Source organism: Sunxiuqinia sp. (assembly GCF_055140945.1).
Genome location: NZ_JBSQYS010000007.1, coordinates 98,410 through 122,082, shown reverse-complemented (window position 1 = coordinate 122,082; position 23,673 = coordinate 98,410). Strand labels below are relative to the sequence as shown.

Genomic DNA, 23,673 nt, shown 5'->3' with positions numbered 1-23,673 from the left:
AATGAAGACAATTTATTTCTTAATATTGACTGTCGGATTGAGCTCGCTGTTAACACAAGCTCAAAATCAAGCTCCTGACCCCAATTTTATAGAAAAAATAGCTCGACAAGAAAAACAAGGTTGGTTGAAAAAAATGCGGTTTGAGGAAGCAACAGATTATGCCAACTATGATCTGACTTTTCAACGCATGCAATGGAGAGTCGATCCGGCGGTTCGTAAAATTGAAGGAGCCATTACCAGTTACTTTCACCCCGTGGTTGACGATTTCAACAGCATCAACTTCGATGCCTATTCCGACATGCAAATTGATTCGGTTTTTTACCACGAACAATGGCTGAATTTCACACACGAAAACAATCAGCTAACCATCGTTTTTCCCGAAACAATTCCCCCTCAACAAACCGATTCGCTGACCATTTGGTATCAGGCTGTTCCTCCGTCTGAGGGATTTGGTTCGTTCGAAACATCAACAACCTTTGGCGGAAATCCGGTTCTTTGGACACTTTCGGAGCCCTATGGAGCGATGACCTGGTGGCCTTGCAAACAAAGCTTGGTTGACAAAATTGATAGCCTCGAAATTCAGGTTACCTGCCCCGAAGGTAATAAAGTAGGCAGCAATGGCAAGCTGATTTCTGAAACAAGGATGGATGGTAAAACAAGGATGGTTTGGAAACATAACTATCCGATTGCCACTTACTTGGTAGCCATTGCTGTGACGAATTATTCAGAGCTTTCTGTTTATATGATACAAGAGGAAGACTCTATTGAAATCCTCAATTACGTTTATCCGGAATATCTGGAAACAGCAAAAGAACGAACAACCGATATGCTTGATATTATGGAGCTGTTTAATGAATTGATTGGAGCCTATCCGTTTGCTGATGAAAAGTACGGGCATGCTCAATTTGGCTGGGGGGGTGGTATGGAACACCAAACCATGAGTTTCATGAACAACCTTAATTTTAGCTTGGTAGCTCACGAAATGGCACACCAGTGGTTTGGCGATTGCCTCACATTAGCCAGTTGGCAAGATATTTGGCTCAACGAAGGATTTGCGACCTACCTCACCGGATTGAGCTACGAGCATTTAATTGATGGAAACTATTGGATGACTTGGAAAAAGCAACAGGTTGACAAAATAACCGGACTGCCCAATGGCTCTGTTTTCGTCACCGATACAACCGCCATCAACACACTTTTCAGCTCTCGCCTGTCCTATTCAAAAGGAGCTTATTTGCTGCACATGCTGCGTTGGGAATTAGGTGACCATGCTTTTTTTGAAGGATTACAAAACTACTTCAACGACCCCAATATTAAGTATGGTTTTGCCTCACAGGAAGATTTGGTCAGGCATCTTGAAGCAGCAGGTGACACAAGCCTCACCAAATTTTTCAACGATTGGTATTATGGCGAAGGATATCCAAGTTTCGACATCGCTCACTTTACCGACAATGGCAAATACAAGGTCACGCTCAAGCAAACCACATCCGACGAATCAGTTGATCTTTTTGAAATGCACGTACCTTTACGGCTCTGGAAAGACGGCGACAGCGCGGATGTTCGCTTACATCAAACAACCAATCCACAAACCTTCGAGCTAAACGAAAAGCCCGATTCAATTCAATTCGATCCGGATTTATGGCTGATCAGCAAAGGTTCAGTTGTTACATCCGCCGTTGAACTAAGCAATAAGGAACTGAAGCTGTACCCAAATCCGGTGGCGGATGTTTTACACATTTCACTAGCAAACAAGGTGAAAATTGAGCAAGTAAAAATTATTGATTTTGAAGGAATAACCGTTCTGTCGCAAACGAATGGAGATCTTGAAGTTGACGTGAGTCAACTGGCAACCGGTTCGTACTTCATTCAGATAAGAACCAATCAAGGCAATCACCAACAACAGTTTGTGAAAGTGAAATAGCTCAAAAAAACAGTCGGTTTCATCAAAATGTATTAAATTGTCTTAAAAATAAATGTGCGGAATATGCCAACAGTTAAAATAAAAATAAGCCCGAAGATATTCAGCAAAGTATTGGATTTTCTAAGGACGTTTAAAAAAGAGGAGTTGGAATTTATCGTCGACGATGAATTCTACGCAGAAAATAAAGCTTATCTAAATGAAGAGTTAAATGAAGTCCAAGAAGGGAAAGCAACTTATTTAACCCTAAAGGAATTAGAGGACGAGTTAACCAAAGTCATTAAGAAAAATGAAGATCGTCTTTAAAAGAGAATTCGTTTTTAAACTTTCGAAGCAAGTTGACTACATCGCCACTGATTCCGTTTCCAGGGCTCGGAAATTTAATTCTGATTTACTTGCAAAAATACTTACCATTTCCAATCTCCCATACTCATCCCGAAAATCAATTTATTTTGACGATGATAATATTCGTGATCTTATTTTTAAAGGATACACAGTTGTCTACCGGATCACCGAGGAGCAAATAGAAGTTTTTGGGTTGGTGAAATTTCAAAAGGAACCATAGCTAATTTTCACCTATTTAGTCATCCCATTTCACCAATTCCACTGAATTCGGTAACTTCGCCCCATAAAAAAAACAAAGCATATGTTTTCAGGAATAGTAGAAGAATATGGCACGGTAAAAGCCATCGAAAAAGATCAGGAAAATTATCATTTCACATTAACTTGCTCCTTTGTTGACGAGTTAAAAATTGATCAGAGTGTATCGCACAATGGGGTTTGCCTGACCGTTGTGAAAATTGACGACAAAGCAAAAACATACACCGTTACAGCGATCAAAGAAACCCTGCTAAAAACCAACCTCGGTTATTGGGAAGTGGGTACCAAAGTTAATCTGGAGCGCAGTATGATGATGAACGGCCGATTGGACGGACACATTGTTCAGGGGCACGTCGACCAAACAGCAACTTGCACCAAGGTTGAAGAAGCCGACGGAAGCTGGTACTTTACATTTGAATACGAGTTTGACAAAAGCAAAGCACAGCAAGGTTACATGACCGTTGAAAAAGGCTCGGTAACGGTGAACGGTGTTAGCTTGACAGTGGTGAACTCGAAAGACAATTCGTTTCAGGTGGCCATCATTCCTTTCACTTACGAGGAAACTAACTTTCATACTTTTGAGGCTGGAACAGTAATCAACCTTGAGTTTGACATTATCGGTAAATATCTCAGCAAATTAGCAACCTTCAAATAAAAAAAAGCCGGGCAATTGCCCGGCTTTTTAGCTCTCATTCATTCACGCATGAAACACCAATAAAGGTGTTTTCAAATGGAAAATCATTTTTCGCGCAATACTTGGATTGAAAATCCGGGTAATCATATTGCGTTTGTGAGTTGTCAGTGACAAAATATCAACCTCATTATCCTGAATATAGTTCTCCAAAACCGCCAATACATCCTGGCCATGAATCATTTCACAAGAAAGAGCATCATCTTTGTACTTCTGTTTCAACTCTTTCTTCATAAACTGAAGTCTGGTCTTTGCCAACTCCCCTTCTTCCAGGTCTCCAATGTGCAGACAGGTCGTTTCTGTATTAAACGGTTTCAAAATACCCACTAACTTATCGATTGCAACAAAATCCTTCTCATCAAAATTGGTTGCATAAACGACTTTTTTAACCGAAGCCAGATTTAGTAGCGGTGCCTTTTCGGGGATGACCAACACCGGAACTTCCGCCCGATAGATTACTCCCGCAGTAGTGCTGCCCATAACCGCATCTGAATCCTCTGAAGGACCTTTTATTCCCATAACAATCAATCGTGGAGGATGTAACTCGGTATAAGCTAAAATATCTTCTTCAGGATAGCCCATTTTAACGATCTGTTCCATTTTCACCGTCTCCCAAACCGACTTTCCAACCAGCTCTTTGAGCTTACTCAAAAACTTAGTAAAATCCTCATTAACGGCTTCTTCACGACCTTTCAAATGCTCATAAAGTCCGGCATCAAAAGCCATCACATCAGAGTATGGAATCGTAAAATAATCTGGTTGAGGAATGACATGATAGAACACAACGCTGGAATCCAACTTGTTTGCAATTTCGAAAGCCATTGATGCAGCTTTCAACGAATAACCAGAAAAATCAACCGGAATAAGAATAAAGTTCTCCGACTTCGGCCCCGTCCTTTCTGTTTCACCCAACAACTTGTTTAAAATAGGATAAGCTTTGTTGGCATCTTTGGCATGAATTCGAACCTTCACCCCTGTAGCTACAGCTCCTTGTATCAGGTTGATGTTTTCCAATGAACTATCAATCCCCTTTGCCTCAAGCAACGACCGTAGAACTTCCGCTTTGGAATAAGGCAACAACGCGATGGTTATAATCTTTTCTTCCATGGCTATCAATTTTTAGATGAACTCAGTTACTAATCCATTTTATGGAAATTATCGGCTTTTAGTTTCAAAATTGCGCCAGATTCTGCTGAAACCTATTGCTTAACATATCATCGGCGCGATGTCCAACTTGCATTGTTCGTTGGCAAACAAATTCAACAATCTGCTGTTGTCATTTTTGACATAAAACAGTAAATTTCGATATGAAAAAGACGGCATTAATTACAGGCGCTTCAAAACGAATTGGGAAAACGCTGGCAAGTCATCTGGCCTCAAAGGGATGGAACATTGCCCTTCATTACAACTCCTCAGCCAGGCAGGCAGAAGAATTGGAACGTGAACTGTCGAAACAATTTGCACAAAACAAGTTTGCCATCTTTCAGGCCAATTTAATGGATGAAAAAGAGGTACAACGATTAATTCCTGACGTAATGAAGAAATTTCAATCGTTGGATTTGTTGATCAATAACGCCTCGGTTTTTGACCCCTCGTATTTGAAAGATACGGCTCTGGAATTACTACAAAAGCAAATGACTGTTAATTTTCAAGCTCCGTTTTTGCTAAGTCGAGATTTTGCAAATTATGCCAAGCAAGGATTAATCATTAATTTTGTTGATACCCGGATTACAACGAATAAGTCAAACTTTGCAGCTTACTCGATATCGAAAAAAGCTCTCTGGGAATTGACAAAAATGTCAGCACTTGAGCTGGCTCCAAAAATAAGGGTCAATGCAATCGCTCCCGGAGTAACTTTGCCTCCGGAAGATCAGGATGAAGATTATCTTTGGGAGCTGGCCAAAGAGATTCCGATGCAAAAGCCGGGAGGCCTGGAGCCAATAATCCGCAGCCTGGATTTTATTTTGGAAAACGACCACCTAACCGGGCAGTTGCTTTTTGCTGACGGCGGTGAAAACTTAGGTAAAAACTAATCAATGACTATGGCACGAATTTGCGTTAAGAACCTCTTACTTCGTACATTTATCGGTTTCAATCCTGAAGAACTGATCAACAAGCAAGATGTCATCATTAATCTTGAAATCAAAGTTTCAATACCCGAACAAGCTCTGGAATCTGACGACCCGGAAGGTATTTACGATTACAAGAAAATAACTAAAAAAGTAATTGCTTACGTGCAGGAAGGCCGATTTAAGCTACTCGAAGTATTGACCAAAAACCTACTGGAAATGATTATGGAAGATGAATTGGTGCTTTGGGCAAAAGTTGAAGTAGACAAACCACATGCGTTGCGTTTCGCCGAATCAGTTTCTTTTCAAATGGAATCTGAAAGATGAATACTTGTATCATTGGCATCGGTTCGAACATTGAAGCGGAAAAAAATATTCTGCAAGCGCTGGAGCTTCTAAAAAAAGATCTTCTTATCTTGCAAGTCTCCAAAATGATAAAAACAAAACCGGTTGGTTATACAAACCAGGCTGATTTTACCAATGGAGCAATCAAAATTGAAACAAACTGGTCACAAAAAGAGTTAGTTATATACTTGAAGGGTATTGAAGACCAATTAGAACGCGATCGAACGCAAATAAAATTCGGTCCTCGAACCATTGACCTTGATGTGATGATATGGAACGGTGAAATTGTAGACAAAGATTACTACACGCGTGATTTTCTTCGTCAATCTGCAGCGGAACTGGGCTTTAGCGACTCAAACTAAATTATTAATTTGAATAAATTTAAATACGATGAAAACTCAATATAAACTACTCCCTATCTTGCTAATAATTAGCGCCTTTATCGTTTCATGTTCTAAAAACAATGATCCGGTTATTGACGAACCTACATTCTACACGCTGGAATCGGACGAATATATCGGTTCTATGCAACCCAGTATTTCTAAGCTAATTTTTGCGGCAATGGCACAACAGTTTGATCAGGCACAGGGATTAGCTGATGAAGTAATTACCGATGCCTCATTTTATAAAATCTCGTACCGAACAAGCTTTCAGGGAAAGCCACTTCTTGCTTCGGGTGTCGTTTGCATGCCAGATACCCCGGGCAGTTATCCTGTCATTAGCTTCCAAAACGGCACCTATGTTGAACACAATAAAGCGCCCTCAGTTGACACAGACAGTGACCTTTTCAAACTTTTGAAAAGTGTTTCCACAATGGGCTTTATCGTAGTTATTCCGGATTATCCCGGGTTTGGTGAATCTCAAGACGTTTTACATCCCTATCTGGAAGCAGACAATACCGTTCCTTCAATGATTGACATGCTGAAAGCCACTCGTGAGTTTTCGAAGCGCGCGCATATTCATGCTGATTTAAACAACGATCTATACCTGATGGGATACTCGCAAGGTGGTTGGTCAACCATGCAACTGCAAGACTCGATTGAACAGGCTGGACTTGAAGATTATACACTCAAAGCAAGTTCGTGCGGTGCCGGTCCTTACGATCTCAACTACACGACCTCATTGATTTTGAATCAGGAAACTTATCCCATGCCTTACTTTTTTGCTTATTTGATGCATGCTTACAATGTCCATGAGCAGTTTACAAATGAACTGGATGAAATTTTTGCTGATGAATATGCATCAAAAATTCCCGGGCTTTTTGATGGCGTACAGTCGGGAGAGCAAATAAACGCCCAACTAACCACACAAGTTGACGATCTTCTGCAAGCTGATTATATTTTAGGGTATCAAGACAGTGTTGCCTATGAGCCAATCAGGCAAGCTTTTTCAGCCAATAGCGTTACTGCCTGGGATATTACCACACCTGTTCATTTGTACCATGGTGCTAATGACACCTTCGTGCCGGTAGAAGTATCTCAAAAGCTGAAGGCTGATTTTGATGCACTAAATATATCCCAACAAGTTCAGCTGACTATACTTCCTGACGTCAATCATAAATCGGCGATTCTACCATTCGGCTTTGCCACCTTAAAATGGTTTCTGGAATTGAAGAATAATTAGGCAGAACTGACATTTTTAATACTTTTCCTGAAGTAAAGAGCTTACTTTTGTCGGGTTATCACATTTGGATTATGGATATTCAAACAACCATAAAATTTACACTCAAAAACATCAAAAACCGCGATGCTTTTCCCATTCCTGCACTCTAAACTGAGATTGTAGTTTGATTATTTTTTCACCTAAAATAAGCAAGGAATGGATTTACCTTTTGCAGAAAATTATAAAATAAAAATGGTAGAGCAGATCTACCAAAGTACCCGCGAACAAAGGGAAAAATGGATAGACGAAGCGCATTACAATTTATTCAATTTACGTAGCGATCAAGTTTTTATCGACCTGCTAACCGACAGTGGAACCGGAGCAATGAGCGACCGCCAGTGGGGCGCATTAATGACCGGAGATGAAAGCTATGCCGGATCATCATCTTTTCATCATTTAAAAGATAAAGTTAAGGAGATATTCGGGTTCGATTATTTTTTACCTGTTCATCAGGGAAGAGCTGCTGAAAATGTGCTGTTTTCAGTATTAGTAAAAGAAGGACAGGTAGTTCCCGGCAACTCACATTTCGACACCACCAAAGGACATATCGAATTTCGAAAAGCAAAAGCGATTGACTGCACTATTGATGAAGCATTTGACACTAATGGTGGTCATCCTTTTAAAGGAAATATCGACATCGAAAAGCTGACCAAGGTCTTGGAAAGTCATACCAAAGAGCAAGTTCCCTTCATTATCGTCACCCTAACTTGCAATAGTTCGGGCGGCCAACCGGTCTCAATGCAAAACCTGAGACAAGTAAGAGAAACTGCCGACCAATATGGCATCCCCGTAATCTTTGATTCAGCTCGTTTTGCTGAAAACGCGTGGTTTATTCAGAGCCGAGAAGAAGGGTACGCCGATAAAAGCATCAGAGAAATCGTTGCTGAAATGTATCAATATGCCGATGGAATGACCATGAGTAGCAAAAAAGATGGAATTGTTAATATTGGTGGAATACTGGCAATGCGCAATGAGAATTGGTATAAACAAGCCATGGTTTTCAATATTATGTACGAAGGTTTTAACACCTATGGAGGTATGGCTGGCCGCGATATGAATGCGCTGGCCGTTGGACTTGATGAAGTCACAAGCGGTGATTATCTGGAGAATAGAATCAGGCAGGTTCATTACCTCGGCAACCAACTGATTGATGCCGGAATTCCTGTCCAAAAACCATTGGGCGGACATGCCGTATTTGTTGATGCGAAGAGCTTTTTACCCCGGGTTCCGAAAGAAGAATATGTTGCTCAAACCTTAGCCATTGAGCTGTATTTAGAAGCGGGAGTTCGAGGAGTGGAAGTTGGCACATTGCTAGCCGATCGCGATCCAGCAACAAAGCAAAATCGCTATCCAAAACTGGAATTTTTGCGACTGGCGATTCCGCGCCGAACCTACACCAACAATCACATGGATGTAGTGGCAACTGGCTTAATAAATATTTTTGAGCGAAGGAATAGTATTCAATCGGGATTTCAGATTGTGGAGGAAGCTCCAATTATGAGACATTTCACTGTTAAATTAAAACAGAAATAACTACCATATTCCAACAATGAAAAGTTTTTAAGATAAAGTCAAATTTATTTGGATTAAAAGAACAATTAATTCGAATATTCTTTACATTTGTTACAATCAATCAATTCGAAAACAGAATAAATACTTGTTTTTACTGAGGTAAGCTTGATTCAAGATCTTGAATCAAGCTTATTTTTTTAACAGCTTAAAAGCATGATTCCATTCGTTGTTCAGAAAGCCCGGAATGCACCACAGCATGCACAAGGGCTCAATGGCACGAGCCGCTTCAACTTTACCCAGATCTGCGACATCCCAACCAAACAAGTCCAAAACTTCTTGAACATCCCCTTTCGCTTTGTCACTGTTTCCACAAATAAACATGGTTGGTCTGCCTTCTTCAAACTGCGGATCGACCATTAAGGCACTGCCAACACTATTGAACGCCTTCACAAAATGGATACGAGAATACTTCGCTTGCAGATGTTCCATCAATGAAGAGTTGGATTTGGTAAAAAAGTTCAGAACTCCATTTACCAAGGGCTCTTCACTTATCGGATTGCACGTATCGATCACTGTTTTCTCATGCAAAGTAGCTGCTCCGGCCATGTCGAGCGCAAACTCCGCGGCATTACCTTTTACGGCCAGCACAACCAAATCGCCAAAATGCGCTGCTTCCTCGAAACTACAGACGGTAGCTTTTTCACCAGCCTTTTTTAGCCAATCAACAAGCCGATCCGGATTTCGGGTGCCAATTTTCACTTCAAAACCATATTTTAAGAAGCCATCAGCCAACGCTCGGCCAACGTCTCCTGAACCAATTATACCAACTCGTTTTCTCATCTTATTTAGAATAAACAATAATTACCTGAACTGTTTGTAGTAATACGAATTAATTCGAAATATGGTTTTCAGCCATCCGGAAGATTTGTAACTTCATCCACCTAAAATGAACAGGAATGCAAAAACCAGACTTTTTACAATCAGGCGATCGAATACGAATTGTTTCTCCATCCGGAAAAGTGCAAAAAGATAAAATCGTTCCAGGCATCAATTTGCTTCAGAAACAAGGATTTGAAGTTCTGGTAGCACCCCATACTTTCGGCAATCATTTTCAATTTGCTGCAAAAGATGAAGAACGTTTAAACGATTTACAATTGGCTTTTGACGATCCGGATTGCAAAGCCATTATCTGCGCACGTGGAGGTTATGGCGCTATCCGTATTGCAGATAAACTTAACCTTTCAAATTTTCGGAAACATCCGAAATGGTTGGTTGGCTTCAGCGATATCACCGTTTTGCATGCTCTTTTTCAAAAAGAAGGATTTTGCAGTATTCATGGAGCAATGCCAGCTTTCTTTTTAAAAGAAAATCAACCTTCCGAAAGTTTTACCGAATTGATAAACTTGCTAAAAGGCAAAAGTTCGGATGTGCTTGTTCCTCCTCACGAATTTAACCGAAATGGAAATACGTCTGCCCAGGTAATTGGGGGTAATCTGTCGATCGTTTACAGCTTATTGGGAACGCCTTTGGAACCTCAAACTGATGGAAAGATCCTGTTTATTGAAGATTTGGCTGAATACCTGTATCATCTCGATCGAATAATGCACAGCCTTAAATTGTCGGGGAAACTCGCCAAACTTCGCGGACTGCTCGTTGGTGGATTTACCGACATGAAAGACAATGATTCGCCATTTGGACAAACGGAACTGGAGATTATTCGTGATGCCGTGAAAGACTATGACTACCCGGTTTGCTTTGATTTTCCAGCCGGGCACATTGCACGCAATTTACCCTTGATTTTAGGAGATGATTATGTTTTAACGGTTACCGAAGAAAAGGCACAACTAAGTAGATCATAAAAAAATAAAAAGGAGAACCTGCTGACACGTTCTCCTTCTAATACCTTTTTCGCAACTTGTTCCTATTGAATCGCTTCCGGTTTCTTTCTCCGCTTTTCAACCCACAAATAAATGGTTGGCAACACCAAAAGGGTTAGCAAAGTAGAGGTAATCAAACCACCAATAACCACCGTTGCCAAGGGTCGCTGAACTTCAGAACCCGGCCCCGAGTTAAACGCCATTGGAATGAAACCCAAACTGGCTACCAAAGCAGTCATCAAAACCGGTCGCAAGCGGTCGGCTGCTCCGCTGATCACTGTTTTCTTCAGCGATAGTTTGCTTTCCTTTCGTAATTCATTGATGTGATCCAGCAATACAATTCCGTTCAGCACAGCCACTCCAAACAAGGCTACAAAACCAATACTAGCTGAAACCGACAAATACATTCCGCGCATCCAAAGCAGAAAAACGCCCCCGGATAATGCAAAAGGAAGGTTCAGCAAAATAATCATAGCATAACGCATATTTCCAAAATTGAGGTACAGCAAGCCAATGATTATAAACAACGATAAAGGCACAACCAATAACAAATGATTCATCGCCCGACGCTGATTCTCAAAAGTACCCCCATACTCGAGAAAATAGCCGGACGGAACGTTGGCTTGATTATTTATACCCTGCTGCAAATTGGAAACATAGGTTCCAATATCAATATCTTGAATGTTGACTCCCACAATCAATCGCCTCCAGCCATTTTCGCGCTGAATCTCGCGAGGTCCTTCCTGCGCTATAATTTTGCTTACCCGTTTCAATGGAATAAACTGCCCGTTGGCCAAATGCACCGGAATTTCCTGAATCTGTTGTAACTGTTTTCGAATATCTTCCGGATAGCGCACCTGAATATCAAACCGCCGTTGTCCCTCGTAAACTTGTCCGGCCACTTGTCCGCCAATTCCGGCTTCAATCACTTGCTGCACTTCATCTACATTCAAGCCAAATGAAGCAACTGCTTCACGATCAATTTCAATGGTCAGGTAGGGTTGCCCAATAGGCTGTTCCACAAAGAAATTATCCGTTCCTTCCATACCTGCAACAACTTTCGAAACGGCTTCTCCAATGCGATTTAATTCATCCAAATCTTCACCATAAATTTTTACCGCCAAGTCGGATTTAACGCCACTTGTCAACTCATCAACACGCATTGCAATAGGCTGGGTAAAGTTGTATGCTAAGCCCGGCTCTGTTTTCAGGTAGGGCTCAATTTGAGCAATAATGTCTGGTTTTGATATTCCCTCCCTCCATTCATCAGGGTTTTTTAAAACCACCCACACATCGGTTTGGTGCACGCCCATCCAGTCGTTTGCCAAGTCCGATCGACCGGTTTTGGGAACCACGGTTTTAATCTCCGGAATATCGTTCATCAGCTGTCCGGCAAGCCAGTTGGCATTTTCGATAGACTCTTCCAATGTTACAGAAGGCATCCGCACCTGCTCAACCAATATGGAGCCCTCTTCCAATTCCGGTAAAAACTCACTTCCGAGCCGAAACATGACCACCATGGACAATCCGAAAACTGCCAAAGCAATGCTAAGCACGACCACGCGCTTTTGAATATTCCGTTCCAGAAATCGCTGATAAATTGGCTGCAACCAATTAACCAGCCAATTTTTTCGTGGTTTTACTCCCCGCCTGAAAACCAAGGCAGAAATTGAAGGAATAAAAACCAAGGCTAACAATAGTGACCCCAGAACCGCAGCTGCAACGGTAATTGCCATGGGACGATATAAAATACCTTCCATTCCACTAAAAGTCATAATGGGAACGTAGACCATCAGGATAATCAGCACCCCAAAAAAGATGGGCCGGGCTACTTGTTTTGCCGCCGAAACGATCGTCTCATCGGTAGATTGGCCTTTCTTACTATCGTGTAATCGGCGAATGATATTTTCAACCATCACCACCGAACCATCAACCACCATCCCAAAATCAATCGCTCCTAAACTCATTAAGTTCGCAGCCAAGCCAAACTCGCGCATACCAATAAAAGCAAATAGCATGGAAAACGGGATAACCATTGCCACGATAATCGCTCCTGAGATCTCTCCAAGCATTAACAGCAAAACGACGATCACCAAAAAACCACCTTCTATCAGGTTGGTGGTAATGGTTCCTGTTGTACGTTTAATTAAATCGGATTGATCGTAAAACTTTTCAATTTCTACTCCTTCTGGTAAACTCTGATTGATAGAGGTTATTTTCTCGTCAATCCCTGCAATGACTTCGCGCCCGTTTCCTCCCCGTAGCATCATCACAATTCCGGTGACTACTTCGCCTTTACCGTCGCGGGTTACTCCACCTTGCCTAATTTGTGTCCCCAATTCTACCTCGGCTAAATCTTTAATAAAAACAGGCTTGTTGTCCAGTTTGGTCACAACAATATTCAGGATGTCTTCTTTCTTGTTAATTTGACCAAATCCACGCACAATGTATTGCTCGCGGTTGTGTTCCAGATAGTTTCCACCCGACACACTGTTATTTTGCTCAATGGCACTGATAATATCCTGAATGCCCACCCCATAATTTCGCATTTTACCAGGCTGAATAATGACATCGTACTGCTTAACAAATCCTCCAAAAGAGTTAATTTCGGTTACTCCCTTAACCACTTTCAACTGCGGGGCAATCAGCCAATCCTGTATTTCACGCAGTTCGGTAAGCGAGTAGTTTTCACCTTTTACTTCGTATTGATAAATTTCGCCAAGGGCTGTTGAAATTGGTCCTAGTTGCGGGGCTGATACATCGGGTGGCAACTCATCGGCAATCGACTGTAGACGCTGGCTAACCATCTGACGAGCAAAATAAATATCGGTACTTTCCTGAAATTCAACTGTAACTGCCGACAATCCGAATTGCGAAATAGAACGCACTTCTTTCACATCGGGCAGGCCATTCATAGCGGTTTCAATTGGGTAGCTAACCAGCTTTTCGACATCGTAAGGAGAATAACGCCCGGCCTTTGTAATAACCAACACCTGCACCGGCGTAACATCGGGTAGCGAGTTAATGGGAATCCTCAACAGAGAATAGACTCCCGCTGCGGCCATTAGCACAACCAACGACAGTGCTACAAACTTTTGTCTTACTGAAAATTCGATGATTTTATTGAGCATGATTGAAGTCGTTTTGGTTATTATTCAGCAATTAATTCGTAACGCGAAAGTGCTTTTAAACTAAAAACCTGCGAAACCGCTAGTTCTTCGTCAGCTTGCATGCCTCCACTAACGATGGCAAACTGATCCCGGATTTCGGCAATTTCAATAAATCTCTTTTCAAATGTATTCCCATCTTTCTGCACAAAAACAACTGCCCGATTGCCATCATAAGTCACCGCTTTCAAAGGAACTGCAAAAACTTCGCCCAACGAACTCGTAGAAATTTCCAGCCGAACATTTTCGCCCGGTTTTGGCCATCCATTACTCGAATTGACTTCGATGTTAACAACAACCGATCGGTTATCTTCATCCAAGCCCGGATTCACCGAAGTCACAACCGAAGTCAATCTGTCGTTTTCGTTCTCACGACGGGTAATTTTTACCGAATCGCCGGCAACAATGAAACGTGCATCTTCCGGACTCAGATAGCCGCGGATCAACACTTTTTTCAGGTCAATGATCCGACCCAACTTTTCGAGAGCATTGACCGACTGCCCCAGTTCAACCATTCGCTGGTCTAAACTGCCTGAAATGGGTGCATGAATTTTTAGGGTTGGATCAATTTTCTCGGCACTTTTCAAGGCTTCAATCTCGTGATTTGGAACACCAATGGCTTTCAACTTGGCAAAAGCCGCAATAGAAGCAGCCGTTGCCCGCTGATAGTCTGACATGGCTCGATCTAATTCTGATTTAGAACTGATGGTTTGCTCTACCAATTGCTTCATGCGCTCTAAACGGGTGGTCTGAAATTTTTCTTCGGCAATAGCTTGTAAATACTCGGCTACCAAGTTTCCAAACACAAGGCTTTCAATTTTAAATAGCTCCTGCCCCTGCCTGATGAGTTCACCTTCCCGAACCATCACTGCACTAATTCGTCCATCGATTGGAGTACTAATAATACTGACATGCCCCGAAGCCGGAAAAACAACTCCCGGTGCCAGTAAACTATAATTTTGGACATTGCTCGAAACCTTTGCAGTTTCTATTTTCAATTCGCCTTTTTCTTTATCCGAAAGATGAATCACCAACTTTCCTCCTGAATCACCTGATATTGATGGCGGTGTTTCCGATATTTCGGCCGCAGGTTCGTTTGCAACTTTATCGCCTGAGCAGGATACCAAAAACAACGGCAGTCCGCCGATTAAGATGAACAATAAATAATGTTTGAATTGTATCATGATGATGAATTTTAATAGACTAATTCTTGATCGAGAAATTTTTCCAATTGTGCTAGCTGTAAGTAATAATCGCGCAAGGCTGTGAGGTATCGTTTTTGATTCAACAAATACGTCTGCTGGGCATTAATCAGGTTCAACAAATCGCTCTCACCCAACTGGTAAGCTTTCAAACTCAACTGCTGTAACTTTTGCGATTTTGTGCTCATCGTTTCATTATATCGGTCGATAATCTGCTTGCTGCTTTTATAGCTGTGCCAGGCATGTTCAATCTGCTGCTTCATATCCAATTCAATGGACTTTTGCTGCCATTCAATTTCGGTTTGCCGGGCTTGCGCCATCTCAATTTTCCCTTTTTGCTCAAAAGGCAGCCAAATCGGAATACTCAGTCCAACTTCAAATCCAGTATAACTAAATCCTCCACCGTAATTTTGCTTGTATAAATTGAGACGAATATCTGGCAAGATATTGCTTTTCGCTTCTTTCAGCTTATTGCTTGAAGCGTTATAATCACATAAGGCTGCCATGTAATTGGGCTGCTCCTGCAACTTGGCCAAAGCCTGTATTTGATTAATCTCAACGGGCCGACTTCTTAGCGAATCTGAAAACTGGATGCTATAATTAATCTCCGAAACTTCAAGCCCCATCAGGTAAAACAAACTGTACCGAGCCATGTGCAACAAGCGCTCCGCTTCGCTCAGTACATTTTCGGCCTCTGAGACTTGCAACTCAGCATTTAACAAATCGATGCCGTTGCCCATTCCGGTTTCAAACCGGGTGTAGGCTGCATTGTAAAGTTCATCAGCCAATTTTTTCTGACGTTCTCCTACTTCTTTCAAATGAAGTGCATACAACACTTCGATGTAGCGCGATTTAACCTGCGACTTAATTTCATTTTCCATCGCCTTTATTCGAAATCCTACCGCTTTGGCTTCCTCTTTAACCGCTTTTAGTCGGTAAATAGTGGTTAATGGGAAATCGACTGATTGAGAAATGGTCCATCGTCTTTCTTCGAAGGGGGTGGGCACATCCGGATTGACTCCTTCTTCAAAATAGCTAATTTCGGGTGCTTCAATTCCGGTAAGTGTTCGCCATTCACTTTCTTTCTGCTTCAAGATAGCATTTGCTTGATTCAGATCAGGATTGTTTTGTAAAGCTGAGTCAACCGCTTGTTGAAGGAGTAGCATGTTTTCTTGTGCGCCGGAGACTCCTGCATATAAGACAAATAAAAACACGAAATATTTCATCATAGCAAAAGGAAGTTGATTAAGGGAACAAATGTTTATTAGTATACAAATAAAAACTAAAATTGTTTGATGTAATAAAGTACAAATTTTGTACTTACTATCCATTGAGCTATCTTGTTACATCAATAAACAATAACATGAGTCAGCAAAAAGAAATTGGAAACAAAGGTGAAGCAATCGCGCAAGAGCATTTACGCTCATTGGGGTACCAGATTTTGGAAACCAATTGGCGTGCTCATTATTATGAAATCGATATTATTGCCCAAGACAAAGATGAGTTGGTAATCGTAGAAGTAAAGACACGAAGTAATGATAGCTATGAACACCCTTCGGAAGCCGTAAGCAATAAGAAAATTCGTTTTTTGGTGAATGCTGCCGAAGCGTATATTTTTGAAAAAAACAGCCACTGTGATACTCGTTTTGATGTGATCTCTATTGTATTTTACGGACAAAACTTTGAGTTGGAACATATAAAAGATGCTTTTTATCCAACAGCCTGAAACCTCTGAATATTTCCGTATTTTTGAATCGTTAAATATGATTTGATGAATATCGAAGAGCTAAGAAATTACTGCATCTCCAAAAAAGGAGTGTCCGAAGGGTTTCCGTTTAATGAAACGACACTGGTTTTTAAAGTGATGGGGAAGATGTTTGCCTTAACCAACCTGGAAGGAGATTTGCGTATCAGCCTAAAGTGTGATCCGGAAAAAGCGATTGAGCTTCGCGAACGCTATTCATGCGTGCTACCGGGTTACCACATGAACAAACAACAATGGAACACAATATTGGTCGACGGATCTGTTCCCAATCAACTTATTCTGAATTGGATTGATAATTCATACAAGTTGATTGTTGAAAAACTACCAAAAAAACAACAAGCTGAATTGGCAAAACTTTAACTCAAAATTTATGACCGAATTTGAATTGAAAACAGAATACATCGAACTAATCAAACTTCTAAAATTACTGCGGTTGGTTGAATCGGGAGGAATGGCAAAAACTGTAGTTGAAGATGGCCTGGTTCTGCTAAACGGAGAAACAGAATATCGAAAACGAGCCAAACTTCGAAAGGGTGATGTTATCGAATTTGAAGATGAAACAGTAGAAATAAAATAGAAAAAAGCCGATGAAGGACTCATCGGCTTTTGATTGCTTGTGCGCTTAAGAGTGAATGAAAGAAAAAAAGCTAACCTCGCTTAATCTCTATTTGCTCTTTCAAAAGTACATCATATGCTACCAATAAATCAAGCTTTTCCTACTCCATTAGATGAACTGATCGTTTTGGTGCAAAAACGGTCCAATTTATCACATAAACGAATATTTATTGTTAATAAGGCTAGCTAAATTTGCTGGATACTTAGACATATGTTAGAACTTAAAGTTTAGTCCAACGCCAAACAACTCTTTAAATTGTACGCGTGGACTTCTATCATCAGCACTATCAATCACTCCATTATTATTGGAATCAACAGCGATGTCGACATCGTCATCGTAAATTAGATTTGTAATCAGGTTTGCCGAAAGATAATCGTTGATTTTCATATTAATCAACACATCCCAGTGAATATCTATATTCTCAGGCTTATCCAGGTAATTTGAAAAAAGATCGAGTTTGGTTTCTAAACTCACGTTTTCAACCACGGTTGTTTTAAACTGAGTTTTCAGAAAAGCTCCTAATTCGGTACGGCTCTTTTTCCCCGGATCAACTCCAAATGCTCCTTGATCCGAAAGATCATCATCCGAAACCACAGTCATTTTGCCTGTTAAAGGAGAAACAAAAAGTGAAAACTTATCGTTCGGCTTATAGTCAGCACCCAAGGCCAATGTCAAATATCCCGGAGCCATAAACGTTGAAATGGCATTATCCCGATCCGGATACTTGTATCCATCAGTCATTTGAGTACGAAAGTTAAACAGAAGCGTGTAATATATCTTACCCTTTCCTTTGAGTCCATACTTGGAGCTAAAGTCAATTTTGTCGTCAGTTTTCACCGATTGACTGTCTTCTTCCTTCATCAGACCATACCCCAAATTCAACGAATTTTCCCAACTGACTTTATCTTTCGAATAATTGGCAAAAGCATTAAAAAGGAATGTTCCTGAAGCTGAACTTTTACCTCCCGCAGACCAATTTGAAAGTGAAACTTGAGAAAAGTTGATTGATGCATCTCCTCCAAATGTCCATACTTTTGTTGTATCGTTGTTTGACTGAGAAAAACCGACAAGCGGCAAAAATAATAAGAGAATAAAAAAACGTTTCATAGATTAATTTTGATTCTAAAATTCTGATTACTTCTGAACGTGAACATCCAATTGTGGAAACGGAATATTCAGGTTTTCTTTTGGGAACTCCTTATAAACCCTTTCGGTCATATCAAACTTGAATCCCCAATAATCCGAAGCTTTTGTCCATACACGGACAGTGATATTCACCGAACTGTCAGCCAGCTCACCAAGAACAATAAAAGGAGCAGGATCTTTCAATGAACGAGAATCAGCCTCAATCAATTTTGTGATGACCGCCTTTGCCTTATCGTAATCGTCACCATAGGCAATACCAAAAACAAAATCGACACGGCGTTGCTCCTCGGCTGAGTAATTTTTAATTGAGCCTGTTGACAACCCTCCATTGGGGATCACAATTGTTACATTATCCGGCGTTTTCAAAACAGTATTGAAAATCTGAATTTCACGAACAGAACCGGCATACCCCTGAGCTTCAATATAATCGCCCACCTTAAAAGGTTTAATAATTAAAATGACAACACCTCCTGCAAAGTTTTGCAAGGTACCGGACAAAGCCAAACCAACAGCCAAACCTGCTGCACCCAGAATGGCGATAAAGGAAGTCATCTCAATGCCCATCATACCAATAACAGAAACAACCAGCAGAATTTTTAAAGTAATCCCAAGAATGCTTTTCAAAAATCCACGCAATGAAGGATCAATATTCTTTTTATCCATCATTTTCGACATGGCATTGGTGATTAATTTAATAATCCAAAGACCAACGACTAATGTAATTAAGGCCGCAACCAATTTTATCCCGTAGACAACAATCATTTCAGATATCCATTCAGAAGCTCCGTCGAAATATTCCATAATTATGATTTTAAGTTAATACAGCATTTTAACATCCAATTTACTAATCTTGTTCGAAATATGACGAACTAAAAAAGACGCTCTATGTAAGAACGTCTTCGTTTCATAATTTAAAATTAACGGATCCGTTATGCCATGTGCTCTACCAAACTTAAGGTATCTTTTACCACATGCATTCTTGATATTTCTTCATCTTTCACGTCAATCTTAAAAAAGTCTTCCAGGTAGAAAAGGAATAAAGCCCAATCTACCTGATCAAAATTCAGATCGTCATTAAATGCGGCGTCTAACTCAATCTCTTTTCGAGGCACGCCTGTTTTCCTTAGAACTCTGTACAAAGTTCTTCTAATTGTCTTGTTTTCCATGCTTGTCTAGTTTGTTTCCTGTCCATATTGTTTTCTGGCTTTTTGGACATTAATCTGTTTTGAGATATAAAAAAATCGAACAAATCATTAAACGATTCAAAGATTAAAAAAATAAGGTTAAAAAAAAAACACAACAAAATCCTTCTCATTATGCATGAATATCAACACGATACCAATAAATTATATTCCGCTTTTAATAGACTGTAAACTTCTAAATCGATGAATTTCCGTCGATGCTTCTCTCCTTCACGTTCAATTCCCTCAAACGTGAATCCCAATCGCTTAGGAATAGCAGCACTTTTTTTGTTTCCCACGCCACATCTGATAACGATCCTATTCATTCCTGAACTTGAAAATACATACTCTATCAATCGCTTTGTTGACAGGGTCACAACGCCCTGTCCTATCATTTGTTCGGTAATCCAATAACCAATCTCGGTCTTCATATTAACCCGGTCGGTATCCTTTAGCCCAACCAAACCGGCAAAGCGATTCTCAAACCAAATTACATAAACCTCATCCCGATCGCCCGAATTTGGCGAAGTAACAGACTGAATAAAGTTTTCGGTGTCTTCCTGTGTTTCGGTATCCTGCACAAATGGCAACCACGGCTCCAAAAATTTGCGGTTGCGATCAATGGCTTGAAAAACCTGAAAAGCATGAGAAAATTTCAAAGGTTCCAGTTCTATTTTAGAGTTTACGATCAGCCTCTCCATAATAACGTTTAAATACTAAATTTTTCAAATTTAAGTTTATTAGTTCAAAACATAACAATTTCGTGCCAGTGCCATTATTAATTATATTTGTGCTGAAGCTAAAAAACTACAGAAAGCAATAAACAAACAACGATGAAACAGCTATTATTCGCCTTTTTAATTGCCACCTTTTTTATCCAAACGTCATGTGGTAATGCGACTAAAAAAACATCGAAGGAAACAAAGGTTAAAATTGAAACGGAATACGGAGATCTGATCGTAAAACTATATAATCAAACTCCTCAGCATCGTGATAATTTTATTAAACTAGCCAACGAAGGGTTTTACGATGGCTTACTATTTCATCGGGTTATCAACGGTTTTATGATTCAGGGCGGTGACCCGGACTCAAAAAACGCAGAAGCAGGCAAGCGTCTTGGTGGTGGAGATCCGGGCTACACAATTCCGGCTGAGATTGATTCGTCACTATTCCACAAAAAAGGCGTGTTGGCAGCAGCACGTCGTGGTGGACCTGGCAATCCCGAAAAACGATCATCCGGTTCGCAATTTTACATTGTGCAAGGAACTGTTTTTACTGAAGGTGCCATAGATACCATGGAAATGAAGATGAACATGCAGCGTCAGCGATCGGTTATGCAGAAGTATTTTCAGGGTGCTCAACAAGAGTTAAACCAACTGAAGCAAGCGGGAGATCAGGATCAGCTAAATATTCGGGTTGCCGAAATACGTGAACAGGCCAATCAGGAAATCAGCAAGCTACCACCACTCAAAATTTCGCCCGAACGACGTGAGATTTACACAACTAGTGGAGGATATCCATCACTCGATAATGAATACACTATTTTTGGCGAGATTGTTGAAGGTCTGGATGTGTTGGATAAGATTGCCGGTGTTGAAACCGATCAATACGACCGACCCAACGAAGACATAAAAATGAAAGTGAAAGTTATAGATTGATGAAGCAATTAACACTCATACTGCTACTAATTACTGGATTGAATGGAGCCTCATTTGCCCAAAACAGAATTGTTGAAGTAAAAACCAACCTGGGGACGATGAAGTTTAAACTTTATAACGACACGCCAAAACATCGCGATGCTTTTATTCAACTGGCCAACAATGGTTATTACGACCGGACTTTATTTTATCGTGTCATACACGATTTCCTGATTCAGGGAGGCTCCAAATCGTCGCGAAATGCGCCTGCCGGAAAGCGTATTGGTTATGGCGACCCGGAGCATACGGTAGATGATGAAATTATCGAACACCATTTTCATAAGAAAGGAGCCCTGTGTGCCCCCCGCCAACCCGATGAGGTTAATCCGTTCAAACAATCGGATATTTCGCAATTTTACGTTGTAAAAGGACAAGTTTTTACCGAAGGTCAATTGGACACCCTAGAGATGGTGGTGAACCGACCAATCAAGAAGAAGATTACCAAACAAATCTACACCCCTGAAATTCGGCAAAAACTAAAAAAACTGAAGGAAGAGGAAAAAGTAGACGAGTTTCGGGAAATTGCCGCCCGCGTAAAAAATGACATCGCTTCGCGCTACGAGCTAAATCCGAACACCTTGGAATTCTCCGAGGCACAGCGCAAAGCATATACAACAATTGGAGGCTATCCTGATCTGGATGGGAAATACACCGTATTCGGAGAATGCATCGCCGGACTCGACGTGATTGATAAAATTGCAACTTTAAAAGTTGATGAGAATAATCGCCCGCTAAAAGATGTGGTGATTGAGGTCAATGTGATTGAATAAAACGAGCATGTAAAACTCTCAAACAAAGGAGGATGACTGTGCGCGCGTTCCGTATGACAGCTATAAAAAGCAAACGATTATAATTAGATGAAACGACTAACACAAATATCAATTGTTGTTTGGATTGGACTGCAACTGGCTGGCTGCTCGTCTTCAACACAAAAAAAAGCAGATCAACCAAATGCTGAAAAAACCGAATCCGCAGATACGAATGACGACCAATCCTTTTTACAGTTCATCCCTTCAATCGTAAAAATTGAAAGCTTTGACAGCGGACGTTTTCTGGAAAGCGAAACCGCATTCTTTGTCGACTCCCAAACCATTGTTTGCCGGCTTTCCTTCCTGGAAAATGCTACGGAAGCAAAAATAACTCCTTTCGATGAAGATAAAACGTATGCGATTGCTGGTTATGTCGCGGTTGACCGGATCAACAACCTGGTTTTATTAAGAGCTGAAGGGATTCAACGCAAGCCCATTTCTCTTTATCCCGATGTGGCTCCCAATACGGCCAAAAGCATCTACTTAACCAAACCTCAAAACAATACATTGCCGTTACACAAGGGTAAGGTGCTGGAATACACCACGATTTCCGGATCAAAATTATATCGGGTTGATAACCAGTTTCGATCTAAATCAAACGGTACGCCTGTTTTTGTTTCAAACTACCAAAGTATTGGATTGGGCTTTTCCGAGGTGGTGACCTATGAAAATCAAAACATGGTCATTCCTTCAATATACATTTCCGATTTACTGAAAAAGAAGGTTGCAACGCCGAAAAAGTTAGTCAATCTGCAAACAAAAACCAGCAAGCTGGTGAGCCAGGCCAATAGCAAAATTAAAGGCTTACTCATTGAAACAGACTATGGCAATATTCAGATCAAACTTTTTAATGAAACTCCGGCCTATCGCGATAACTTTATCAGGCTGGTGCGCGAAAATTATTACGACAGTTTGTTGGTTCATCGGGTAATCAAAAGCTTTGGTATTCAGAGCGGTGCTGCAGACACCCGCTATGCCGGACCTGACGATGTAGTAGGATGGAAGGGACCAGGATACAGCCTGCCGGCCCATGTGGTTCCGAAATATTTCCATAAACGGGGAATGATCGGCTCTCCCCGAAAGCCTGATAGAAAGAACAGCAAACGCCGGTCGGACGGCTCTCAATATTATATTGTTACCGGACGCGTTTATTCCGACTCGGAACTGGATGACATTGAAAAGGAAACCGGACATCATTTTACTGCCGAGCAACGCCGGGCATACAAAATTGAAGGCGGTGCTCCTCATCTCGATGGAACTTACACAATTTTCGGACAAGTAGTCAGTGGAATGGATGTAGCCGACCAAATTGTAAAAGTAAAAACTGACGATGATTTCCGCCCGCTAAAAGATATACGCGTTAAAAAAATTACCATTCTGGACTAACTCCCCGTATTTCTTGGCAGCAGGTTTACG

At 40.9% G+C, this 23,673-nt stretch carries 25 protein-coding genes; 16 read left to right on the top strand and 9 right to left on the bottom strand.

Going from position 1 to position 23,673, the window contains the following annotated elements:
• Position 1: 1 nt before the first annotated feature.
• The 4 genes from ACTB00_RS04815 to ACTB00_RS04800 all read left to right on the top strand — a co-directional run bounded on the left by ACTB00_RS04815 (position 2) and on the right by ACTB00_RS04800 (position 3,173).
• Positions 2-1,921 carry a M1 family aminopeptidase gene (locus ACTB00_RS04815; protein WP_463298810.1) on the top strand — a complete coding sequence of 640 codons (1,920 nt, stop codon included), beginning with the start codon at positions 2-4 and terminating at the stop codon, positions 1,919-1,921.
• 63 nt (positions 1,922-1,984) lie between these two features.
• Entirely contained in the window at positions 1,985-2,224 is a 240-nt protein-coding gene (locus ACTB00_RS04810; protein ID WP_463298809.1) for a hypothetical protein, read from the top strand.
• Positions 2,208-2,483 (top strand): type II toxin-antitoxin system RelE/ParE family toxin, encoded by a 276-nt coding sequence (locus tag ACTB00_RS04805; protein WP_463298808.1) that lies wholly within the window; start codon positions 2,208-2,210, stop codon positions 2,481-2,483. The genes ACTB00_RS04810 and ACTB00_RS04805 overlap by 17 nt, the downstream gene beginning before the upstream one ends.
• A gap of 81 nt (positions 2,484-2,564) precedes the next feature.
• Positions 2,565-3,173: a riboflavin synthase gene (locus ACTB00_RS04800; RefSeq protein ID WP_159521391.1), complete on the top strand. Its 609-nt coding sequence runs from the start codon at positions 2,565-2,567 to the stop codon at positions 3,171-3,173.
• Positions 3,174-3,215: 42 nt separating this feature from the next.
• Here ACTB00_RS04800 and ACTB00_RS04795 read toward each other — a convergent pair whose 3' ends face one another.
• A complete protein-coding gene (locus ACTB00_RS04795) occupies positions 3,216-4,316 on the bottom strand; it encodes a universal stress protein (RefSeq protein ID WP_463298807.1) in 1,101 nt (366 codons plus the stop codon).
• A gap of 200 nt (positions 4,317-4,516) precedes the next feature.
• Between ACTB00_RS04795 and ACTB00_RS04790 the strand changes: the two genes are divergently transcribed.
• The 5 genes from ACTB00_RS04790 (at position 4,517) to ACTB00_RS04770 (ending at position 8,818) form a co-directional block, all read left to right on the top strand.
• Positions 4,517-5,242: an SDR family NAD(P)-dependent oxidoreductase gene (locus ACTB00_RS04790; RefSeq protein WP_463298806.1), complete on the top strand. Its 726-nt coding sequence runs from the start codon at positions 4,517-4,519 to the stop codon at positions 5,240-5,242.
• A 9-nt stretch (positions 5,243-5,251) separates the two neighbouring features.
• Positions 5,252-5,605, top strand: a complete 354-nt coding sequence (locus ACTB00_RS04785) for a dihydroneopterin aldolase (protein WP_463298805.1) — start codon at positions 5,252-5,254, stop codon at positions 5,603-5,605.
• Positions 5,602-5,985: a 2-amino-4-hydroxy-6-hydroxymethyldihydropteridine diphosphokinase gene (folK, locus tag ACTB00_RS04780; RefSeq protein WP_463298804.1), complete on the top strand. Its 384-nt coding sequence runs from the start codon at positions 5,602-5,604 to the stop codon at positions 5,983-5,985. Before ACTB00_RS04785 ends, folK begins: the two co-directional genes overlap by 4 nt.
• A 28-nt stretch (positions 5,986-6,013) precedes the next feature.
• Positions 6,014-7,246: an alpha/beta hydrolase family protein gene (locus ACTB00_RS04775; RefSeq protein WP_463298803.1), complete on the top strand. Its 1,233-nt coding sequence runs from the start codon at positions 6,014-6,016 to the stop codon at positions 7,244-7,246.
• 195 nt (positions 7,247-7,441) lie between these two features.
• The gene (locus tag ACTB00_RS04770) at positions 7,442-8,818 is read left to right on the top strand and encodes a tryptophanase (RefSeq protein WP_463298802.1); all 1,377 of its coding nucleotides are present in this window, start codon (positions 7,442-7,444) and stop codon (positions 8,816-8,818) included.
• A gap of 168 nt (positions 8,819-8,986) precedes the next feature.
• On the opposite strand, the gene ACTB00_RS04765 is transcribed toward ACTB00_RS04770, so the two are convergent.
• Entirely contained in the window at positions 8,987-9,637 is a 651-nt protein-coding gene (locus ACTB00_RS04765) for an NADPH-dependent F420 reductase (protein ID WP_463298801.1), read from the bottom strand.
• Positions 9,638-9,753: 116 nt separating this feature from the next.
• On the opposite strand from ACTB00_RS04765, the gene ACTB00_RS04760 reads away from it, so the two are divergent.
• Positions 9,754-10,656, top strand: a complete 903-nt coding sequence (locus ACTB00_RS04760) for a S66 peptidase family protein (RefSeq protein WP_463298800.1) — start codon at positions 9,754-9,756, stop codon at positions 10,654-10,656.
• 62 nt (positions 10,657-10,718) lie between these two features.
• Here the strand turns inward: ACTB00_RS04760 and ACTB00_RS04755 are convergent, their stop codons facing one another.
• From ACTB00_RS04755 to ACTB00_RS04745, 3 genes are read right to left on the bottom strand one after another with little or no spacing between them, the layout of a single operon-like run.
• Positions 10,719-13,805: an efflux RND transporter permease subunit gene (locus ACTB00_RS04755; protein ID WP_463298799.1), complete on the bottom strand. Its 3,087-nt coding sequence runs from the start codon at positions 13,803-13,805 to the stop codon at positions 10,719-10,721.
• Between the two features lie 20 nt (positions 13,806-13,825).
• Positions 13,826-15,025, bottom strand: a complete 1,200-nt coding sequence (locus tag ACTB00_RS04750) for an efflux RND transporter periplasmic adaptor subunit (RefSeq protein ID WP_463298798.1) — start codon at positions 15,023-15,025, stop codon at positions 13,826-13,828.
• Between the two features lie 11 nt (positions 15,026-15,036).
• Positions 15,037-16,272, bottom strand: a complete 1,236-nt coding sequence (locus ACTB00_RS04745) for a TolC family protein (protein WP_463298797.1) — start codon at positions 16,270-16,272, stop codon at positions 15,037-15,039.
• A 134-nt stretch (positions 16,273-16,406) separates the two neighbouring features.
• Here ACTB00_RS04745 and ACTB00_RS04740 point away from each other — a divergent pair, with 134 nt between their 5' ends.
• The 3 genes from ACTB00_RS04740 to ACTB00_RS04730 are packed head-to-tail and all read left to right on the top strand — an operon-like array spanning position 16,407 to position 17,385.
• Entirely contained in the window at positions 16,407-16,769 is a 363-nt protein-coding gene (locus ACTB00_RS04740; RefSeq protein ID WP_463298796.1) for a YraN family protein, read from the top strand.
• Between the two features lie 45 nt (positions 16,770-16,814).
• Positions 16,815-17,168 carry an MmcQ/YjbR family DNA-binding protein gene (locus tag ACTB00_RS04735; protein WP_463298795.1) on the top strand — a complete coding sequence of 118 codons (354 nt, stop codon included), beginning with the start codon at positions 16,815-16,817 and terminating at the stop codon, positions 17,166-17,168.
• Between the two features lie 10 nt (positions 17,169-17,178).
• Positions 17,179-17,385, top strand: a complete 207-nt coding sequence (locus ACTB00_RS04730; RefSeq protein WP_463298794.1) for an RNA-binding S4 domain-containing protein — start codon at positions 17,179-17,181, stop codon at positions 17,383-17,385.
• A gap of 252 nt (positions 17,386-17,637) precedes the next feature.
• On the opposite strand, the gene ACTB00_RS04725 is transcribed toward ACTB00_RS04730, so the two are convergent.
• The 4 genes from ACTB00_RS04725 to ACTB00_RS04710 form a co-directional block, all read right to left on the bottom strand.
• Positions 17,638-18,531: a DUF3078 domain-containing protein gene (locus ACTB00_RS04725; protein WP_463298793.1), complete on the bottom strand. Its 894-nt coding sequence runs from the start codon at positions 18,529-18,531 to the stop codon at positions 17,638-17,640.
• 27 nt (positions 18,532-18,558) lie between these two features.
• Entirely contained in the window at positions 18,559-19,371 is an 813-nt protein-coding gene (locus ACTB00_RS04720; protein WP_463298792.1) for a mechanosensitive ion channel family protein, read from the bottom strand.
• Between the two features lie 128 nt (positions 19,372-19,499).
• Positions 19,500-19,736 carry an acyl carrier protein gene (locus tag ACTB00_RS04715; protein WP_159521358.1) on the bottom strand — a complete coding sequence of 79 codons (237 nt, stop codon included), beginning with the start codon at positions 19,734-19,736 and terminating at the stop codon, positions 19,500-19,502.
• Between the two features lie 161 nt (positions 19,737-19,897).
• On the bottom strand, positions 19,898-20,452 hold the full coding sequence (locus ACTB00_RS04710) for a GNAT family N-acetyltransferase (protein ID WP_463298791.1): 555 nt from the start codon (positions 20,450-20,452) through the stop codon (positions 19,898-19,900).
• Positions 20,453-20,584: 132 nt separating this feature from the next.
• On the opposite strand from ACTB00_RS04710, the gene ACTB00_RS04705 reads away from it, so the two are divergent.
• The 3 genes from ACTB00_RS04705 to ACTB00_RS04695 all read left to right on the top strand — a co-directional run bounded on the left by ACTB00_RS04705 (position 20,585) and on the right by ACTB00_RS04695 (position 23,643).
• Positions 20,585-21,409, top strand: a complete 825-nt coding sequence (locus tag ACTB00_RS04705) for a peptidylprolyl isomerase (RefSeq protein WP_463298790.1) — start codon at positions 20,585-20,587, stop codon at positions 21,407-21,409.
• Positions 21,409-22,218, top strand: a complete 810-nt coding sequence (locus ACTB00_RS04700; RefSeq protein WP_463298789.1) for a peptidylprolyl isomerase — start codon at positions 21,409-21,411, stop codon at positions 22,216-22,218. Before ACTB00_RS04705 ends, ACTB00_RS04700 begins: the two co-directional genes overlap by 1 nt.
• 87 nt (positions 22,219-22,305) lie before the next feature.
• A complete protein-coding gene (locus ACTB00_RS04695; protein ID WP_463298788.1) occupies positions 22,306-23,643 on the top strand; it encodes a peptidylprolyl isomerase in 1,338 nt (445 codons plus the stop codon).
• The last annotated feature ends 30 nt before the right edge of the window (positions 23,644-23,673 follow it).